The 16,407-nt window shown below is 54.2% G+C and carries 14 protein-coding genes; 6 read left to right on the forward strand and 8 right to left on the reverse strand.

The features are described from left to right. Positions 1–23: 23 nt before the first annotated feature. Positions 24–1,934 (reverse strand): DNA topoisomerase III, encoded by a 1,911-nt coding sequence (locus tag FDY98_RS10230; protein WP_027959218.1) that lies wholly within the window; start codon positions 1,932–1,934, stop codon positions 24–26. A 394-nt stretch (positions 1,935–2,328) separates the two neighbouring features. Between FDY98_RS10230 and FDY98_RS10235 the strand changes: the two genes are divergently transcribed. Together FDY98_RS10235 and FDY98_RS10240 are read left to right on the forward strand one after the other, a co-directional pair. Continuing rightward, a complete protein-coding gene (locus FDY98_RS10235; protein ID WP_027959219.1) occupies positions 2,329–3,570 on the forward strand; it encodes an ABC1 kinase family protein in 1,242 nt (413 codons plus the stop codon). Between the two features lie 137 nt (positions 3,571–3,707). Beyond that, positions 3,708–5,525: an SEC-C domain-containing protein gene (locus FDY98_RS10240; protein ID WP_027959220.1), complete on the forward strand. Its 1,818-nt coding sequence runs from the start codon at positions 3,708–3,710 to the stop codon at positions 5,523–5,525. Positions 5,526–5,544: 19 nt separating this feature from the next. Here the strand turns inward: FDY98_RS10240 and FDY98_RS10245 are convergent, their stop codons facing one another. Continuing rightward, on the reverse strand, positions 5,545–6,945 hold the full coding sequence (locus tag FDY98_RS10245; protein WP_155705808.1) for an AmpG family muropeptide MFS transporter: 1,401 nt from the start codon (positions 6,943–6,945) through the stop codon (positions 5,545–5,547). Positions 6,946–7,018: 73 nt separating this feature from the next. On the opposite strand from FDY98_RS10245, the gene FDY98_RS10250 reads away from it, so the two are divergent. The 4 genes from FDY98_RS10250 (at position 7,019) to FDY98_RS10265 (ending at position 9,663) form a co-directional block, all read left to right on the forward strand. Further along, positions 7,019–7,537 carry an FKBP-type peptidyl-prolyl cis-trans isomerase gene (locus FDY98_RS10250; protein ID WP_027959221.1) on the forward strand — a complete coding sequence of 173 codons (519 nt, stop codon included), beginning with the start codon at positions 7,019–7,021 and terminating at the stop codon, positions 7,535–7,537. 109 nt (positions 7,538–7,646) lie between these two features. Beyond that, positions 7,647–7,802 (forward strand): cytochrome c oxidase subunit CcoM, encoded by a 156-nt coding sequence (ccoM, locus tag FDY98_RS10255; RefSeq protein WP_022523728.1) that lies wholly within the window; start codon positions 7,647–7,649, stop codon positions 7,800–7,802. A gap of 200 nt (positions 7,803–8,002) precedes the next feature. Continuing rightward, a complete protein-coding gene (locus FDY98_RS27715; protein ID WP_022523727.1) occupies positions 8,003–8,518 on the forward strand; it encodes a hypothetical protein in 516 nt (171 codons plus the stop codon). Between the two features lie 92 nt (positions 8,519–8,610). Next, a complete protein-coding gene (locus FDY98_RS10265) occupies positions 8,611–9,663 on the forward strand; it encodes a GGDEF domain-containing protein (protein ID WP_027959222.1) in 1,053 nt (350 codons plus the stop codon). Here the strand turns inward: FDY98_RS10265 and FDY98_RS10270 are convergent. The 6 genes from FDY98_RS10270 to FDY98_RS10295 form a co-directional block, all read right to left on the reverse strand. After that, positions 9,647–10,111, reverse strand: a complete 465-nt coding sequence (locus FDY98_RS10270) for a group I truncated hemoglobin (protein WP_155705809.1) — start codon at positions 10,109–10,111, stop codon at positions 9,647–9,649. The genes FDY98_RS10265 and FDY98_RS10270 overlap by 17 nt on opposite strands. Before the next feature lie 10 nt (positions 10,112–10,121). Then, the gene (locus FDY98_RS10275) at positions 10,122–11,000 is read right to left on the reverse strand and encodes a DUF3034 family protein (protein ID WP_231500668.1); all 879 of its coding nucleotides are present in this window, start codon (positions 10,998–11,000) and stop codon (positions 10,122–10,124) included. Then, positions 10,997–13,366 (reverse strand): bifunctional diguanylate cyclase/phosphodiesterase, encoded by a 2,370-nt coding sequence (locus FDY98_RS10280; protein WP_027959225.1) that lies wholly within the window; start codon positions 13,364–13,366, stop codon positions 10,997–10,999. Before FDY98_RS10280 ends, FDY98_RS10275 begins: the two co-directional genes overlap by 4 nt. Before the next feature lie 50 nt (positions 13,367–13,416). Further along, positions 13,417–14,100 (reverse strand): Cupredoxin, encoded by a 684-nt coding sequence (locus FDY98_RS10285; RefSeq protein ID WP_009286503.1) that lies wholly within the window; start codon positions 14,098–14,100, stop codon positions 13,417–13,419. 180 nt (positions 14,101–14,280) lie between these two features. Continuing rightward, on the reverse strand, positions 14,281–14,430 hold the full coding sequence (locus FDY98_RS10290) for a hypothetical protein (RefSeq protein WP_155705810.1): 150 nt from the start codon (positions 14,428–14,430) through the stop codon (positions 14,281–14,283). Between the two features lie 56 nt (positions 14,431–14,486). After that, positions 14,487–16,205 (reverse strand): proline--tRNA ligase, encoded by a 1,719-nt coding sequence (locus FDY98_RS10295; RefSeq protein ID WP_027959226.1) that lies wholly within the window; start codon positions 16,203–16,205, stop codon positions 14,487–14,489. Positions 16,206–16,407 lie beyond the last annotated feature (202 nt).

The following is a 16,407-nucleotide window of genomic DNA, read 5'->3' on the forward strand; positions in this document are numbered from 1 at the left end:
CAATCGTAGTTTGCGGTTTTGCGCTATTTTTTTCTAGAAGTTTTTCTTTTTCGCATCGGCTTCTTACCCATACCACGTAGAGCCGAGAAATCACCGCTTTCTACTTCAGCTATTAGCGCTTTCAGGCCATCAGTGAGGGGCTGCATAAACTGCCCGTATCGCATCCGCTTCTCGCTGATGGCTTCAAGCTGAGACTCCCAATGTGCGGTCATATCAGGAACAACCATTCGTTTAGGCAGACTGTTAACGAGGTGCTGTCCTGCCTCTGTCGAGTGGATCTCCTTACCTTTCTTTGTCAGAAACTGTCGTTTAAACAATAACTCGATGATTCCTGCACGGGTGGCTTCCGTACCGAGCCCGTCCGTATCCCTGAGCACTTTTTTAATTTCAGGGTCTGATACGTATCTCGCTATTCCCGTCATGGCAGAGAGTAATGTTGCATCTGTGAAGCGTTTCGGAGGGCTGGTTTGTTTCTCGTCCATTTTGCCGTCGATACAAGTAACAGGATCTCCAGGCTTAACGTTGGGAAGAGCCACTGACGAAAACTCTGCGTCTTGCTTTGGGGTCTTTTGAGTTGGTAGTAGTGCTTTCCAGCCGTTGGAAATAACTGACTTCTGTTTGGCGATGAACAATCCACCTTCCACCTCGCTGTCAATTTGATGCTCTGTATATTCAAACGGTGGGTAAAACTGCATTAGGTACTGGCGGGCAACTAGCTCATAGATATTCTTCTCGTCCTGAGACAGACGATCACCTGGGACTGCCCTAGATGTTGGTATTATTGCGTGGTGCGCGCCTACCTTGGCATCGTTCCACGCTTTGCTCTTCAGGTCGAGGTCAGCCTTTTGAACGCTATCAGAAAGCGACGCCGATGTTTTGGCAATCGACTGAGCCACTGTTTGGCGTTCAGCGTAATGGCCTTTGGGTAGATACCGACAGTCTGAACGTGGGTAGGTGATCAGCTTATGGCGTTCATATAACTGTTGGCATATGTCCAGAGTCTTCTGGGCGTTTAGATTGAAACGCTTTGATGCATCAATTTGCAGTGATGAAAGACTATAGGGCAGGGGGGCAGGCTGTTTTTTCTTATCACGTTTAACTGCGATGACGTTGCCTGCATGTCCAACTACCTTTTGAAGAACGACTTCGGCAAGCTTTCTTGAAAGCACTCGGCCTTCTTCGTCCATGTAAGGCTCGCAAGCAGTACTAGGCTTCCATTTTGCTGTAAAAGACTCACCAGCCACTGTCTGAAGCGTTATGAAGACCTCATAAAATGGCTTGGTTATAAAGTTTTCGATTTCTTGGTCTCGGTGAACGACCAATCCCAATACAGGCGTCTGCACTCGGCCAATCGACAAAACGCCGTTGTACCCAGCGCTTTGGCCAAGAAGGGTGCAAAGGCGAGTCATATTAATACCATAGAGCCAATCGGCCCTTGCCCTTGCCAAAGCGGATGTTGCTAACGGTATGAAGTCAGTATTCTTGCGAAGATCATTCAACGCTTTCTTGATAGCAGCAGGGTTCATATCGTTGACGAGACAGCGCAATGTGGCTTCGCGTTTTGCCTTATGTACACCTGAATAATTGATCACTTCATCGACCAGGATTTGACCGACGCGATCAGGGTCACCCATGTTGACCAGTTGGTCAGCTTCCTTTATTAATTTTTTGACAGCATTGAACTGCGAGCGGGTTTGGCTTTTGACTTGATGTTTCCACTCGGTCGGGATAATTGGCAGGTGCTCTTTTTTCCACTTTTTGTACTCAGGGTCATAAGCATCAGGCTCAGCCTGCTCAAGTAGGTGACCAATACACCAAGTTACAACATCGCCATTAGCCACCCTGATAAACCCATCACCTTTCTGATGGGGTTTGGGAAGCACATCTGCAACTGCGCGTCCGACATTCGGCTTTTCGGCAATGTATAGAATCAACTCTGTTTACCTCGATCACATGCTACGACTTTCACTTTATTAAGCCCAGCCTGAAGGACGCCTAATCAGTTTCCACTGCTTATCAGCAGGGTCGTAGGCTTTCGGCGGTGCTTCCTAGTGCCCGCTAGAGCCTTTGCGATAGCTTGGGCGAGGCTGGGTTTTTCGGCAATTATCAGGCGCATAGCAGCGAAGCCTTCATCGTATCCTTTGATGGCGCCTATGGTAGCAGACGCTGACCAGCATTGGCGCCAGAGGGGCAGGTCAATATAGTGATGCGGTAAATTGCTGATACTGTTAAGTTGTATAAATTATGTACAAATAGTTTTGTTCGCCAGGAAACTGTTCGATAGCCATCTATTTGATGGTCAGGGCTGGTATTTAAGGGGCATCATCAATGCGTGATCGAGGTAGAACACGACGTTTAATGGGATTGGGTGCACGCACTGGTGGAGCGCTGCTGAAAACCCGTTTAGGTGGCCAAGCGGATTGGCGAGCCCTGGGCGAAGCGCTGTTTGAGGGGCTTTCAGAGCTTAAAGGCCCGGCCATGAAGCTTGCCCAAATTATGTCCCAGTGGGACGATCTGCTACCGCCCGATCTCGCCGAGGAGCTTGCCCGCCTGCAGCGCCAAGCCGAACCGATGCCCTGGCCACGTATTCATGAAGCGCTGGTTCAGCAGTACGGCGACATTGACCACTATTTCAGCGAAGTCGAGGAGCGCCCCTTTGCCAGCGCCTCCATGGGGCAGGTTCACCGCGCGACCACCCATGAGGGAGAAACGGTCGTACTCAAGGTGCAGTACCCCGGCCTAGCCGAGGTATTGGAGAGCGATTTGGTTCAGGTGCGACGCATTATGCGTTTAGGTCGCTGGTTTAAAGTGCCCCAGGCGCGCTTGGACGCGCTGTTTGAAGAGCTTGCTGAAAGCCTGCGTGGGGAACTGGACTACCACGCCGAAGCCGATGCACTGGCCCGCTACCGTGAGCGCTATAAGGATGACCCGCGGCTAGTGATTCCCGAGCCTTTGCCAGCGCTCTCCGGCCCCCATGTGCTGGCGATGCGCTACGTGGAAGGAGCGCCATTGCGCGAATTAGCCGAGGCAGATGACGAGACGCGCCAGGGCATTGCCGAGACATTAGCGGACTGGATTACCCAAGAACTGTTTACCTACGGCGAACTACACGCCGACCCCCATGCGGGTAATTTCGCCGCCGATGCCCAAGGGCGGCTGGTGATTTACGATTTGGGCGCGGTAATTGCGGTCCCCGATGCGCGCATAAAGGCGATGATGCAACTGTTGGATGCCACCTTGAAGCATGACCCCATGGGGATGGACGAAGCCTTGATGCAAATGGGTGGCCGCCAGGGGCAGGGCGCGCCGCTGGCGCTCTATCGTGAATCTGCTGAATGTATCGCGCCGCTGTTTGAGCCGGGCGAGCAGGATTTCAGCGATGTGCGGGTGCACCGTCGTCTGCGCGAGCTAACCCCTAAAGTGTGGGCGGCGATGGATCGACTACAGCCTCCTGCTGAAACGCTGCTGCTTTCCCGGGCGCTGAACGGCCACTATTGGAATTTAGTGCGTTTGGGCGCGCGACTGAATATGCACGAGCGCACGCTTCCGCTATTACATCGAGCCTATTAATGATCAACCGATTGCCACTGCGACCATGTCGGCCTTCATGCTAAACTATGCCGCTTTTAAACAGGTCATTGTTTAATTCGATATCGTTGAACACGACATCGTTTAACAAGCCATCCTGTCACAACATGGAGACGGCAATGCTGGCGGTATGGGTCGATCAGCTGCTGGGATTCGCCTCCGGGGCACTCTCGGCAATCAGGCAACAAGAACACTATCCGGATTTTATGACCTGGGTGCGTGCCAAAGGCGCGGATTCATTTGAAGGCGATGTGTCCATGGCCCAGGCGCTGGCACCAGTGCTGTGGTCGCAAACACCGCTAGAGCGGCTCGACTTTGCCTGTGAGCCCCTCGCCACGCCGGGGCGTAATGAACCGTGCTGGTGTGACTCAGGGCGCAAATTCAAGCAGTGTTGCTATCAGATCGAGTTTCCCACTGAGATCCCCGATCAGATGATGTGGATGCTCTCGCTGCGCGAATGGAAGGGCGCGACCCTGAAAGCCGCGTTGGATAGCCAACAGGCTCCGGCTCAAGCGCTACTGGAAGCCGGGTTGATTGCTGCTGAAAGCGGCCAGACGGGCCGCGCTATGCAAATCCTTGAATCACTCTTCGATGGTAGTGACTGGTCACGGCTGCCTGAGCAGGCCGAGCCTGCCTTTGAAATCCTGCTGGATATTTATCAAGAGCGCGGTTTTAGCCGTAAACGTGCTGACCTGCTTGATGATGTGATGGAGCGGGGGCCGCTGTTTTTGCGTGGCGTGGCTCTTGAGCGTTTATGCCTGATGCACTTGGATAACGATGACCTGGATAGTGCCCGCGGTGCCTTTGTGAAGGCTCAGCAGGCGCTACCCGATTCGCCTACCTTGGCCTACATTGAAGCCATGCTGTTACTGCATGAAGGCCACGAACAGGAAGCCAAAGAGCGCGCTAATTTCTGGTATCGCCGCTTGGTTCGACAGGGTGATCTGGATGAAGATCAGTTGGATTTTTTAGCCGCGTTGGCGGATAACCCCGGCGCGACGCTTGCCGATCAGTTGCTGAGTGCGGAAGAGGATCTGGCAACGCCGCTGGTAGCGCTTCAGGCATTGCTGGCCGCGCTGCCCACTGCCCCCAAAATCGATGTAAGCGCCGACCCTGAAAGTGGGCGATTGCTATATAACACCAGTGCTCGTGAAGAGACGCTGTTTGCCGCCTGGCATGAGCAGTTTCAGGTGTTGGTGGATGAAGACGTAGCGTTGGGCTTCCGAGATGACCCCTGGGGCAACGCCATTGAGTGGATGTCGGCACTCTGTGCACATCCCGAGTGGCTGGACGCCCCACAGGTTGTGCAGGACTTAACGTTGGCGCTCACCAGCCGCTTTGGCAGCCTGCCGTGGATGGCCCCAAGCCTGCTGGAGCCACTGGCGCTTCGCCTCTCGCGCTGGTTGGAACAAGCCCGCGCCGAAGGCGATGGCAACCTGTGCTGGGACGATGCCAACAACGCCATGTTGCTACGCACAGGGCTCGCGTTGGTGGTCGGCATGGAGCGCGGGGCGCGTCAGCACTCCCGCGAGTTGGCCGAAGAGCTACTGCTGATCGACCAGGAAGATAGCTTAGGGCTGCGGGAGCTGGTACTTGACCAGTTGCTACGTGATGATCGCAACGAGGAAGCGTTGGCACTTGCGGAAGAGAGTGACGACGACGGCTCGCTGGTATTGGGGCTTTTGATGGGTAAAGCCCTGGCACTCTATCGGTTAGAGCAGCGTGAGGCGGCAGAAGCGGCGCTAGGCGATGTGCTTGGCCATAACCGCTACGCGTTAGAGCTAATTTGTGCAGAGAGCCCGCGGCCTTCCATGCCTCACCCCGATGGTCAGGTTGACCCCGGCTCCCGGGCGGAAGCGTGGCAGTACCGCACCTTGATGCGCGATCAGTGGCGGACTACGCCAGGGGCCTTGGACTGGCTCGAAACACATCGCTAGCCTAAACCTTCAAGCCTGTTTAAGCAGGCTTGGGGGTAGGCACTAGCTGCTTGTCCCGGCTGATCCAAATTGCCAAGATAATGGCGGGAAGGCCCAGTAACGTTGCGATGACAAAGAAGCTTGGGTAGCCCTGAGAGGTTACGACCAGCCCACCAAAACCGCTCAAAAACTTTCCTGGCAGCGTCATTAGTGATGAGAACAGCGCGTACTGCGTTGCAGTATAGGCGCGTGATGTGAGACTGGAAAGAAAGGCGATAAACACCGCACTGGCTAAGCCATTGGCAAGGTTATCGCCGATAATCGTCACCACCAGCATGGGCAACTGATTACCCACCACGGCAAGCACGGCAAACAGCAGGTTAGTCACCATCACTAACCCCGCGCCGAAGATCAGCAGCGGGCCAATGCCGTAGCGCGCCACGCATAGCCCGCCTAGAATTCCACCGGTAATGCTCATCGCAATGCCGAATATATTGGTCACGTTAGCAATCTCTGCCAGCGAGAAGCCCAGGTCGATATACAGCGGGTTGGCCATGGAGGCCATGGCCAAATCGCTGATTCTAAATACGGCAATAAACACCAAAATCCACAGCGCTTTCACTCCATAGCGGCGAAAAAAGTCGGTAAACGGACAGACCAGCGCACCAATGCTCCAGGCACCCAGGCGGCGTAACAGTTTGGGCTTACCGCGGCTGGCGCGAATAAACGCCCGTACCTTAGGCTCATGGATAAGTTGAATAGAAAGCGAAGCGCGCTTCGGTTCAGGGCGCAGCAGCACGGTGAGAACGCCAATGCCCATTAGCGCCGCCATGCTCATGTAGGCCACATCCCAAGAGGCAGAGGCCGCGATATACAGTGCGCCGGCACCGGCGGCAAGTAAGCCACCGCGATAGCCAATAATATAGGTCGAGGCCATGGCGGCCTGAACATCGTCATCGGCGGACTCAATGCGATAGGCATCGATAGCGATATCCTGCGTCGCTGAGCCAAACGCCACCAGCAGTGCAAAGAGGGCCACCCAGCCGAGATTACCCACCGGGCTCAAACCGGCCAGCCCCACTAACCCCGCAACGATCAACCCCTGGGCTAACAGCATCCAGCCGCGGCGTTGGCCGAAGGCGCGGGTCAAAATCGGGAGCGCTAACCGGTCTACCACCGGCGCCCAGAAAAACTTGATCGAGTAGAGCATGCCAATCCAGGCAAAAAAGCCAATTGCCGCTACCTCCACGCCGTCGCTACGCAGCCAGGCGGAGAGTGTTGAAAACACTAATAAAAAGGGTAGGCCTGCAGAAAACCCCAAAAACAGCATGGTAATAACGGGTGCACGACAATAAATAGCCAGCGCAGCAAGCCAAGTGCGCTGGGGGTGGGGTTTAACATTAAACGCTACTCCTGGTGGAAAGACGCTGGCAACGGCCAAGTGATAAACTGAGGCAGTGTTCTAACACAAAGTGCTATCACAAAACCGACAGCTTACCGGAGAGGAGTTTTCCATGTCGATTACGGCGCATCAGGTAGTTATCTTGCACTATGTCCTCAGCGACGTGCTCAACGATGGCAGCAAGCAGGTATTGGATGACTCCCAAGCGCGCAATAAGCCGCTAGAGTATTTGCATGGTCACGACAATATCGTGCCAGGGTTGGAGAGTGCGCTAGCAGGTCAAATCGTTGGCGCCGAGCTTAGCGTTCAACTAATGCCCGCAGATGCCTACGGTGTGCGTAACGAAGATCTGGTTCAGGAAGTCAGCCGTGGCTCTTTTGGTAACGCTGAGTTGGAACCGGGCAGCCGCTTTCAAACTGAGGGCGAAGCCGGGCCGCAAATTGTTACGGTACTCAAAGTCGATGGCGACCGCGTCACCGTCGATACCAATCACCCCCTGGCCGGGCGCACGCTGAACTATAAAGTCACCATTTTAGACGTACGCGAAGCTACCCGTGCAGAATTAGCCAAAGGCCATCCGTTACCACCAGGTACCGAACACAGTAAAGTCGAAGACCGCAAGGTGCTGTAGTGCTAATCACGCCCAAAAATTGATCAGTATCAATTTCCTGTTTAACCGCCTTCCCCCGCCTGCCGTAACTTGATCTAGGTCAGCATTCTTCTGCCGTTGAGTGACTAGTATGAACGCATACATCACGGCGGGGGGATTCACCATGTATTGGGATGACACAGTTATTTTCGGCTTAGTGACCGTCGCGTTAGTAATCGTTTTTATGCTGGGGTGGGTGGGCTTCGTGATTCGTGATCATCTACGTAAAGATGAGCGTAAAAAGTAGCTTTCCCACCTCATGTAAACCTTGTCAGGGGAGGGGGGTTGCTATCGCAGTAAACCTCCTGTTGCCAGCCCACCATGGGCTGGCTTTTTTTGCCTGAAATGTGCTGAAAAGTTGCAATCGCATAGCGTGCGTTAATGAGCAATGCAAGGCGTGCTCTGGTAAAGTCCATTGAAGCAATGACTACACTAGGATGCTTTGTCATGAACGCAGTTGCCTTACACCACAGCCCGTGGGGTCGTGTACGTGATCGGTTAGCGTGCGCGTTAATTGTCGTGGGCATAATACTTCCCGCGACTGCCTTTGCCCAGGCAGTAAATATGATCAACGGCGATGTCACTCAAAAGGTCGCTTTAAGTGACTTGCACGACATGTCTGATACGACGTTTACACTCTATGACCCCTATCAAGGGCGCGATGTGGAGATGCAGGGCGTCGAGTTTCGCACCTTTCTGATTGAACAGTTTGGCGAAGTGCCCCCGGCGCTTCACTTTACCGCTTGGGACGACTACGAGGTTACCTTAGAAGGGTGGGACGACCCTAACTGGTACCTGATTAGCTCTGAGGATGGCGATCCGCTCACCATCCGTACGCGAGGCCCTGTGCGGCTGGTAGAGCGTGACTACAATAATCAGGGCAAGGGTGATCGCGACGTAGAAAACCTGCGTGAGTTCAATGACTGGATCTGGATGATTCGTAGCATAGAGGCGAAGTGGTGACATCCAAAACTAGGCCCGTCGCGCAGCCCACAGTTCGTCCCCGGCCTTTAGCTCGCCAGCACCGCTATTTTACGTGGTTATCATTGAGCTTAATGAGCTTTTTGGCACTTATGGTGTTGATTGTTTATGAATCGCGCTGGGTATACCCCGAAATACAGGCTTATTTCAGCCAGACGGGGAGCCTTACAGGTCAGCAGCTTTCTACTCGGGCACGGGTCTACCTACAAAATGCCCAATCCGAGCTATTGAGTGACCAGGCAGAGCAAGATGCGCTGGATGCCGCAGCCTTGGATATTGACCTGGCCTACGGCTTAGCCGATGTGCACATTTATCGGCGTGAATATACCTGCGTTGAGCCTAGTTTGAAGGAGTTGGATCGGCTGGTGGCGCTGCTCGTGGCGCGGGGCATTGACCGTATCGCTGCGGCGATGGCGTTGTTCGCACCGATTCAATGCTTAACCCATATTGAGATGGATCAGCTTGATCGTCGGGGCGCAGCGATTAACGATTTTTCCGAAAGCACCCGTCAGCATCGTCAGGTGCTGACTTACTCCAGTTTATTGATCTTTGTGATGGGATTGGCGTTTTGGTGGCTCCATGAGCGCCAGCTAAGACGCGCAGATCGCGCCACCCAAGAGACCTTCGAGTGGATGCAGCGTGCCATGCGCGACCCGCTCACCGGGATTGGCAATCGCAGCGCTTTACACCAGGATGTGTTGGCGAAGCAGCATCAATCGTTAGGGCTGATTCTGGTCGATATCGACTTTTTTAAACAGTACAACGATGCCTATGGACATCCGCAAGGCGATACTCTTTTGCGCCAATTGGCCACATTGATTGGTGAAACGCTGAATGATGAAGCGCAGCTCTACCGCTTGGGAGGCGATGAGTTCGCGGCACTACTTCACTGCCCGAACACTGACACGCTGAAGCGTTACTGTCGTCAGCTAATTGAAGGGCTGCGGGAAGCTGATTTTGCCCACTCTGCCCATCCGGATAAAAAAGGCGTGACGTTAAGCGTTGGCGGGAGCTGTTTTGTAGCCGATGAAGCAACGTTTCCCTACGCTTACGAAGCCGCCGACAAAGCACTCTACCGGGTAAAAGCGATGGGCCGTGACGGTTGGCAGGTTACTGAAGACGCATAACGTCTGTGTACATAGGGGCGAGTCTGCCCAGCAGTTCATTACGTGCGCCAAGGGCAATACCCTCCGCCTGCATAGCCGCATCGAGATGTTCCACCAAGCGATTAAAATGCGCATCTGTTAGCCCCATATGTTGATGAGCACGATCCATCGGCGGGCCTTCATAGTGGCAGGGGCCATCGCTTACATCGCATAGCTGGCTGGCCAGGGATTCAGCAAATAAATCGATATTGGTGTTAGCAAAAAACACTACTTCGGGATCATCCGCAATTCGGTATAAGAGATTCTCGACCACCGTGTCGATAGTGCCCTGACCGCCAAGCCGTTCGTAAAGCGTTGTTGATTGAGTGGCTGACTGATGAGTGCAGCCTGCGAGCGTAATTGCGATTGTTGCAAAAGTAACCGTTATTAAACCACGGTGTGTCCGCTTGCATTTGTGTGGAAAGCTCATAGCGCCCCGCTTAGAAAGCTGCCTGAAGTGAAAGATAGCCGCCGCGTTGGGAAGGTAGGCCGGCAATGTCGCCTAAGTTCAACCACGCGCCCGTGAGTGATAAGTGCTTATTGAAGAAGTAGGCACTGTAGAGACTTTGCCAATCATCCTCTTTAGCTACGCTTAGGTTATCGGGTTTCTGACGATACTCTGCACCGACAACCCATTGCGGGGTAATAAAAACGCCCACGCTCCCCTCGGCCATCCACGAGCGGCTACTCTGATCGCCGCCAAAGCCAAGCAGACCGCCCTGGTTGGCATTGGTATTGCGCAGGGTGGCGTTGAATAGCACATTGCGCCCGGCAACAGCGCTAAACAGCAACTTGCTGGCGCTAAGATACATATCGGTACCGCTTGTTTTATCGGCACCGAGGGCGGTGGGAATGGTGCCATCAACCAGTCGTTTATGTTGCATCCCAACACTCCAAATGCCCCAAGGGTGATAGAGCACATCACCGAGCAAGCGCACCTTAGCACCGTAAATATCCTGGCCTAGCTCGCCACCCAGGGTGTCTAGATCAAGCGTTTGACGCGCCACTGAGACTTCAATACGGTCATAAACAATCAGGCTTGCGCCGGTCACTGTTAGCCGATAATCGTCCACCCAGGCATGGGTAGCGGCGGCAGTGACGCCGATTTCCTGTTCGCTGGCGGTGCTGGCCAGCACTGCCCAAGGCGATAAGCCACCCCCCGCGGCCCCTTCAATAGCACTCACTCCGCCCGTACTTACAATACGGCTACCGGCATAGGAGGGCATGGCCGCAAGCGCTAAACAGACCGCAAGGCAGCTGAAAAAAAAGTGCCGAAAGGGTGAACTGGATGGTGAAAACATAGATTGAAATAACATCATGGCTTTCTCTGGAACGCCTTTAGTAAGGAAGACATCGGGTGGGGCAAGGAGAGCGGCGTAAAATTATCCAACCATGCGGGGAGTTCATCAGCTGGCATTGGTTTAGCAATCCAATAGCCCTGTAAAAAGTCACAGCCAAGCTTGCTTAACAGCTCGGCGCTGGCGCGATTCTCGACGCCTTCGGCCACTAAGCGCAGTCCTAAGCTGTGGCCCATTTCGATGGTCGAGCTGACAATCGTCAAGTCATCTTTTTGGGAATCAATGGCCAACACGAACGATTTATCGATCTTGAGTTCATCCACGGGCAAGCGTTTGATTTGCGCTAGGGAAGAGTAGCCGGTGCCGTAATCGTCAATCGCGATACGCAGCCCTAGTTGGTTGAGCTCCATCAACGTGGCCATGGCGGCATCAACGTCCTGCATAACGGCACTTTCAGTGACTTCGATACTCAGGCGGGCAGGGGCAAGACGATAGCGCTCAAGCAGGCTAGCCAAATAAGCAGCTAATTGGCGATCCACCACATCACTGGCGGAGAGATTAACCGCTACCGATAAGTGGTAACCATGCTGCTGCCAAGCATGCAGTTGAGCGCAGACATTGGCTAACATCCAGTGGCTTAGCATGCTGATGCTTCCCGAACGCTCGGCCAAGCTAATAAACTCATCGGGTGGCACAAAACCTAACGACGGGTGACGCCAGCGCATCAACGCTTCGCACTGATCGACACGGCCGTTACGTGTGTTTACTTTGGGCTGGTAGGCCATCCACAGCTCACCGTTGCCCACCGCGTCCTGTAGGTCTCGAATCAAGGTGAGCTGGCGTAAATGATGCTCATCCTGTCCTTCCAAATAGCGTTGATGGGCGTGACGGTGGCGACGCGCCATATCGAGTGCGATGTCGGCACGCCGCAGCAGCAGTTGAGGGCTGTCGCCATGGTCGGGGTAATTAGTTTCGCCCGCCGAGAGTGACGGCGTGATAGGGAATTTATCAAGGTCGATAGGGTGGTGCAGCGTTGTAAAAAGGCGGGTTCGCCAGGCAAAGTCGCTTCTCGACTGCTTGACGAGTAGCAGTAATTCATCGCCATCCAGTCGGTAGGCAGTGCTCTCAGAGCCATCAAAGTGCTGCAAGCGCTTGGCCAGTGTGACTAGCACGTGATCCCCCAGCGCATAGCCGAAGGTGTCGTTGATGTCGCGAAAGTTGTTAATCGCCAGGCGAAGCAAGGTAAAAGGCTCACCGCGTTTGATCAAAAGGCTAATATCTTCTTGGGTGCTGATGCGGTTGGGCAGGTCGGTAAGGAGGTCGTGGCGAGACTGGTGATGAAGCGTCGCCTCGCGCTGAGCGATGCCTTCCTGCATGGCGATCAGTGTCGACGCCAAAAGCCCCGTTTCACTTCGCTCACTACCAATGGGTAGCTCGGTAAAACGTTCGCCGCGACCAATGCGCTGTGCCGCCTTCGCCAACTCCATTAACGGTTTGCTCATACTCCGGGCGCTCCACATAGCAATCAGCACGGTAAACAGCAGGATCAAAGCAATGATTCCCAGCAGTTGCCACTGCAGCGAGCGGTAAGCGCCAAGCAGCTCGTTGCGTGAGAGTTGTAACAACGCATAGGTCTGGTTGACGTCATCGGAATAGAGCTGAGACGCGTAGGTCAGGTACTCGGCATCCGGCGTCATCTGGCTGTGTAAGGCATATTCACCTTCGATTAGCTCATCGTCACGCCCGCTCATTAATTCCAGGGCCAGTTGCTCGGGATGAGAACTGGCAAGGTAGCTGATCTCGCCGTTGTCGCGATAGTTGACTACGCTGATGTCCAACCCGGTTAATGCATTAATCTCTTCCGTGACCGCTTCATTGATTAAAAAGCCCATACCCACCCAGCCAATCAGGTTGGGGGCACGCACTGGCAGCAGGGCAAACTCGTACGGCTGCCCTTCGGCGATGACGACGCTAACAGCTTCGCCTTCTTGGCTGGCTCGATCGAACAACTGCGGGAAAGGCATGGGGCTATTTTGCGCGTGATGGCTGCTTGCCAAAATACGCCCATCCAGGCCGCTGAGTAACACGATATCCGCCTTGGCTCGATCACCATGGTTGGCCAATACGGAGTAGAGCGTATCGGTGTCCTGGGTGGAAACGGCGCTTTTAAAACCGAAGTCATCGGCAAGAATGGCGACGTTATTAGCTAACTGCTCACCGCGTGCGTCCAGCAGTTGTTCCAATACATTGGCACCCACTTCTAAACGTTGGGAGCCTTTTGCAATGACGTCGTTTTGGGTCGCACGAAGAAACGCCACCCCGGTGGCGAGTTGCGAGACAATCACCACTGTCAGTAGCACGAGCATCAGGCGCGTTCTAAAGCGCATAGCAACCTCACTAAGTGGCGGATCGCGATCTCCTGAACACTGATAGGGGCTTAGGTGGCATCTTTAAATCGCTGCTGAAGTGGGGAGAGTGTTGGCGCTGGGGGTGGCAGCGCATTGAGTTTCAAGCTGACGTTTAATTGGTCGGTATCGGTAATGACGCCTTCCCACCAGACTTGTTGGCTGTCATCAAGTTGAGGGTGCCAAATCCGCACACGATGCTCACCTGGCGGCAGAGTAGGCAGCAAAAGCGTGCCTTCGGCAGCCGTTGTGGCCATATAGGGAGCGTCGCTAACGACAATAAAGGCCTGCATATGGTCGTGAATATTGCACCCCAAGACGACAATGCCCGCTCGGTCGAATTGAACTGGTGGTGGGGTTTCTTGCAGGTAGAGATTTAAATCAAAGGTTTTGGCCGGTGAAAAAGAGTAGACGTGATGGCGAGTCGTATCTTGGTTAGGAAATGCCACATAGCTGTCGGTCGATACGGTTAGCACCTTGGGGTGAAAGGCGGCATCGCGCTGGTAGATACTCTCTTGTTGGGGTGGATTTCCTGCTGAGGTGTCGTAATAGACCTCAACCACTGCGTCCTCAAGCAGTTGACCTTCAACACTACGCACCGTTACCTGGGCAGCATTAGCGGTGGAGACAAGTAGGGATGTGATTGCCACTACAAAAAACGGGGCAGTAAATACGCTGAAAAAGCCACTAAAAGGGCTACGTTGTTGTGTTGGCATTCAGATTGGCATCCCGCATTAAGCTGGCAAAGTGTTAAGCCTAATAGTGGATGGATTATGCAAGAAAGTCATGCCTTTGGCTTAACGGTAAGCCAACACTTGTGGATTTATCCTTAACTTTGCTTTTGTTTTATTAGGTGCTGTGGCACTCGCACCAGTGACCACGTTAGCTTTTACCGATTAGATGGGCAGGATAGTGCTTAACGCAATGCTGGCTGGCGCCAAGTGTCCCGCCAGGCATACATGACGCGCTCTGGGTACCAGGTTTCTCCCAGGCTGCGTCTGGCGCTGCACGTCATCACCAATAAAACGCGCTAGCGGCGTGCCCATACGTTCACGCCACTGGGCTTGTCTCTACAAGCCCAGCGCCGCTCAGCGTTACTGCCTTAGCTAGCTTTCTCACGCAAAAAGTCGATGATTTGATCCGCAGGCACCATGGTGGCTTCGCTATCCCGACGTCCTTTATATTCCAGTTCGCCGTTGTCCAGGCCGCGGTCGCCGATTACCAGGCGGTGAGGAACGCCCATCAGCTCCAAGTCGGCAAATTTAACGCCGGGCCGGGTGTCTCGGTCATCCAGCAAGACGTCTAAGCCAGCGGCGGTGAGTGCTTGGTAAAGACGTTCAGACTCTTCGCGAACACGCTGGGATTTGTGTGCATTCATCGGCACCAGTGCCACCTGGAAGGGCGCAATAGCGTTAGGCCAGATAATGCCGGATTCATCGTGGTTCTGCTCAATGGCCGCGGCGACCACACGGGTCACGCCGATGCCGTAGCAACCCATCCAAGGATGGCTGGTTTTGCCGTTGTCGCCCAGTACGTTGGCGTTCATGGCCTGGGAGTACTTTTGGCCAAGCTGGAAGACGTGGCCAACCTCGATGCCGCGCTTGATAGAGAGCGTGCCTTGACCGTCGGGAGAAGGGTCGCCTTCCACCACATTGCGTAGGTCGGCCACCTCGGGAAGGGCAACATCACGCTCCCAGTTAATGCCGAAATAGTGTTTGCCTTCAATATTGGCACCCGCGCCAAAGTCGCTCATCAGGGCAACGCTGCGGTCGGCAATAATGGGCATATCAAGGTTCACCGGGCCAAGCGAGCCAAAGCCTGCACCAACTGCTGCGCGAATTTCTTCTTCGCTGCCCATGGTCAGCGGGGCCGCCACTTGGGGAAGGTTCTCTGCTTTTACCTCGTTCAGCTCATGATCACCGCGCACCAATAGGGCAATCAGGCCACCTTCAGCGGCACGTACGATGAGGGTCTTGACCGTTTTCTCGATCGGCAGATCAAACTGCTCAACCAGGGCGGCGATGGTCTTGGCATTAGGTGTGTCTACCAGATGCATCTCTTGGGTAGGTGCTTCGCGCTGTATGTCGCTGCCCACCGGGGCAGGCAAGGCTTCGGCCTTTTCCATGTTTGCGGCGTAGTCGGAGGCGTTGGAGAATACGATATCGTCTTCGCCCGAGTCGGCCAGTACGTGGAATTCATGGGAGCCGGTGCCGCCGATAGAGCCGTTGTCGGCAATTACCGGGCGAAAGTCGAGGCCTAGTCGCGTGAAAATGCGTGTGTAAGCATCATACATATCCTGGTAGGTCTGCTTCAGCGAGGCTTCATCCAGGTGGAAGGAGTAAGCATCCTTCATGATGAACTCGCGGGAGCGCATTACCCCAAAGCGTGGGCGAATCTCGTCACGGAACTTGGTCTGAATCTGATAGAAATTGACCGGCAGCTGTTTATAGCTGGCAATCTCTTTGCGCACCAGGTCGGTGATCACTTCTTCGTGGGTCGGGCCGACGCAGTAGTCGCGGTCGTGGCGATCTTTCAGGCGTAACAGCTCGGGGCCATACTGCTCCCAACGGCCAGACTCCTGCCAAAGCTCAGCGGGCTGCACGGCGGGCATCAGTACCTCTTGAGCACCGGCACGGTTCATCTCTTCGCGCACAATGGCTTCCACTTTACGCAGGGTGCGCAGGCCAAGTGGCAGCCAGGTGTATAGCCCTGAGGTTAAACGGCGAATCATCCCGGCACGGAGCATTAGCTGGTGGCTAATGACTTCGGCGTCAGCCGGGGTTTCTTTGAGAGTGGCAATCAGTAATTGGCTGGCGCGCATGGGCGTGAGCATTCCTTAGGTTTTTGAAAACAGGGTTGTTGAAAACCTGGTTCTTGAAAGCTGGGTTCTTGAAAAAGTGCTTGGAAGCGTTGAATGGGGACATTGTACGGTCTAGCGGTTAAAGCGGCAAAATAGTGCTTATGTTCAAATGATCTATGCTTTTGGATGGCTGTGCTAAACTGATCGAGTTTTGTGGCGCGAT

Source organism: Halomonas sp. PA16-9 (assembly GCF_009728585.1).
GTDB lineage: Bacteria > Pseudomonadota > Gammaproteobacteria > Pseudomonadales > Halomonadaceae > Vreelandella > Vreelandella titanicae.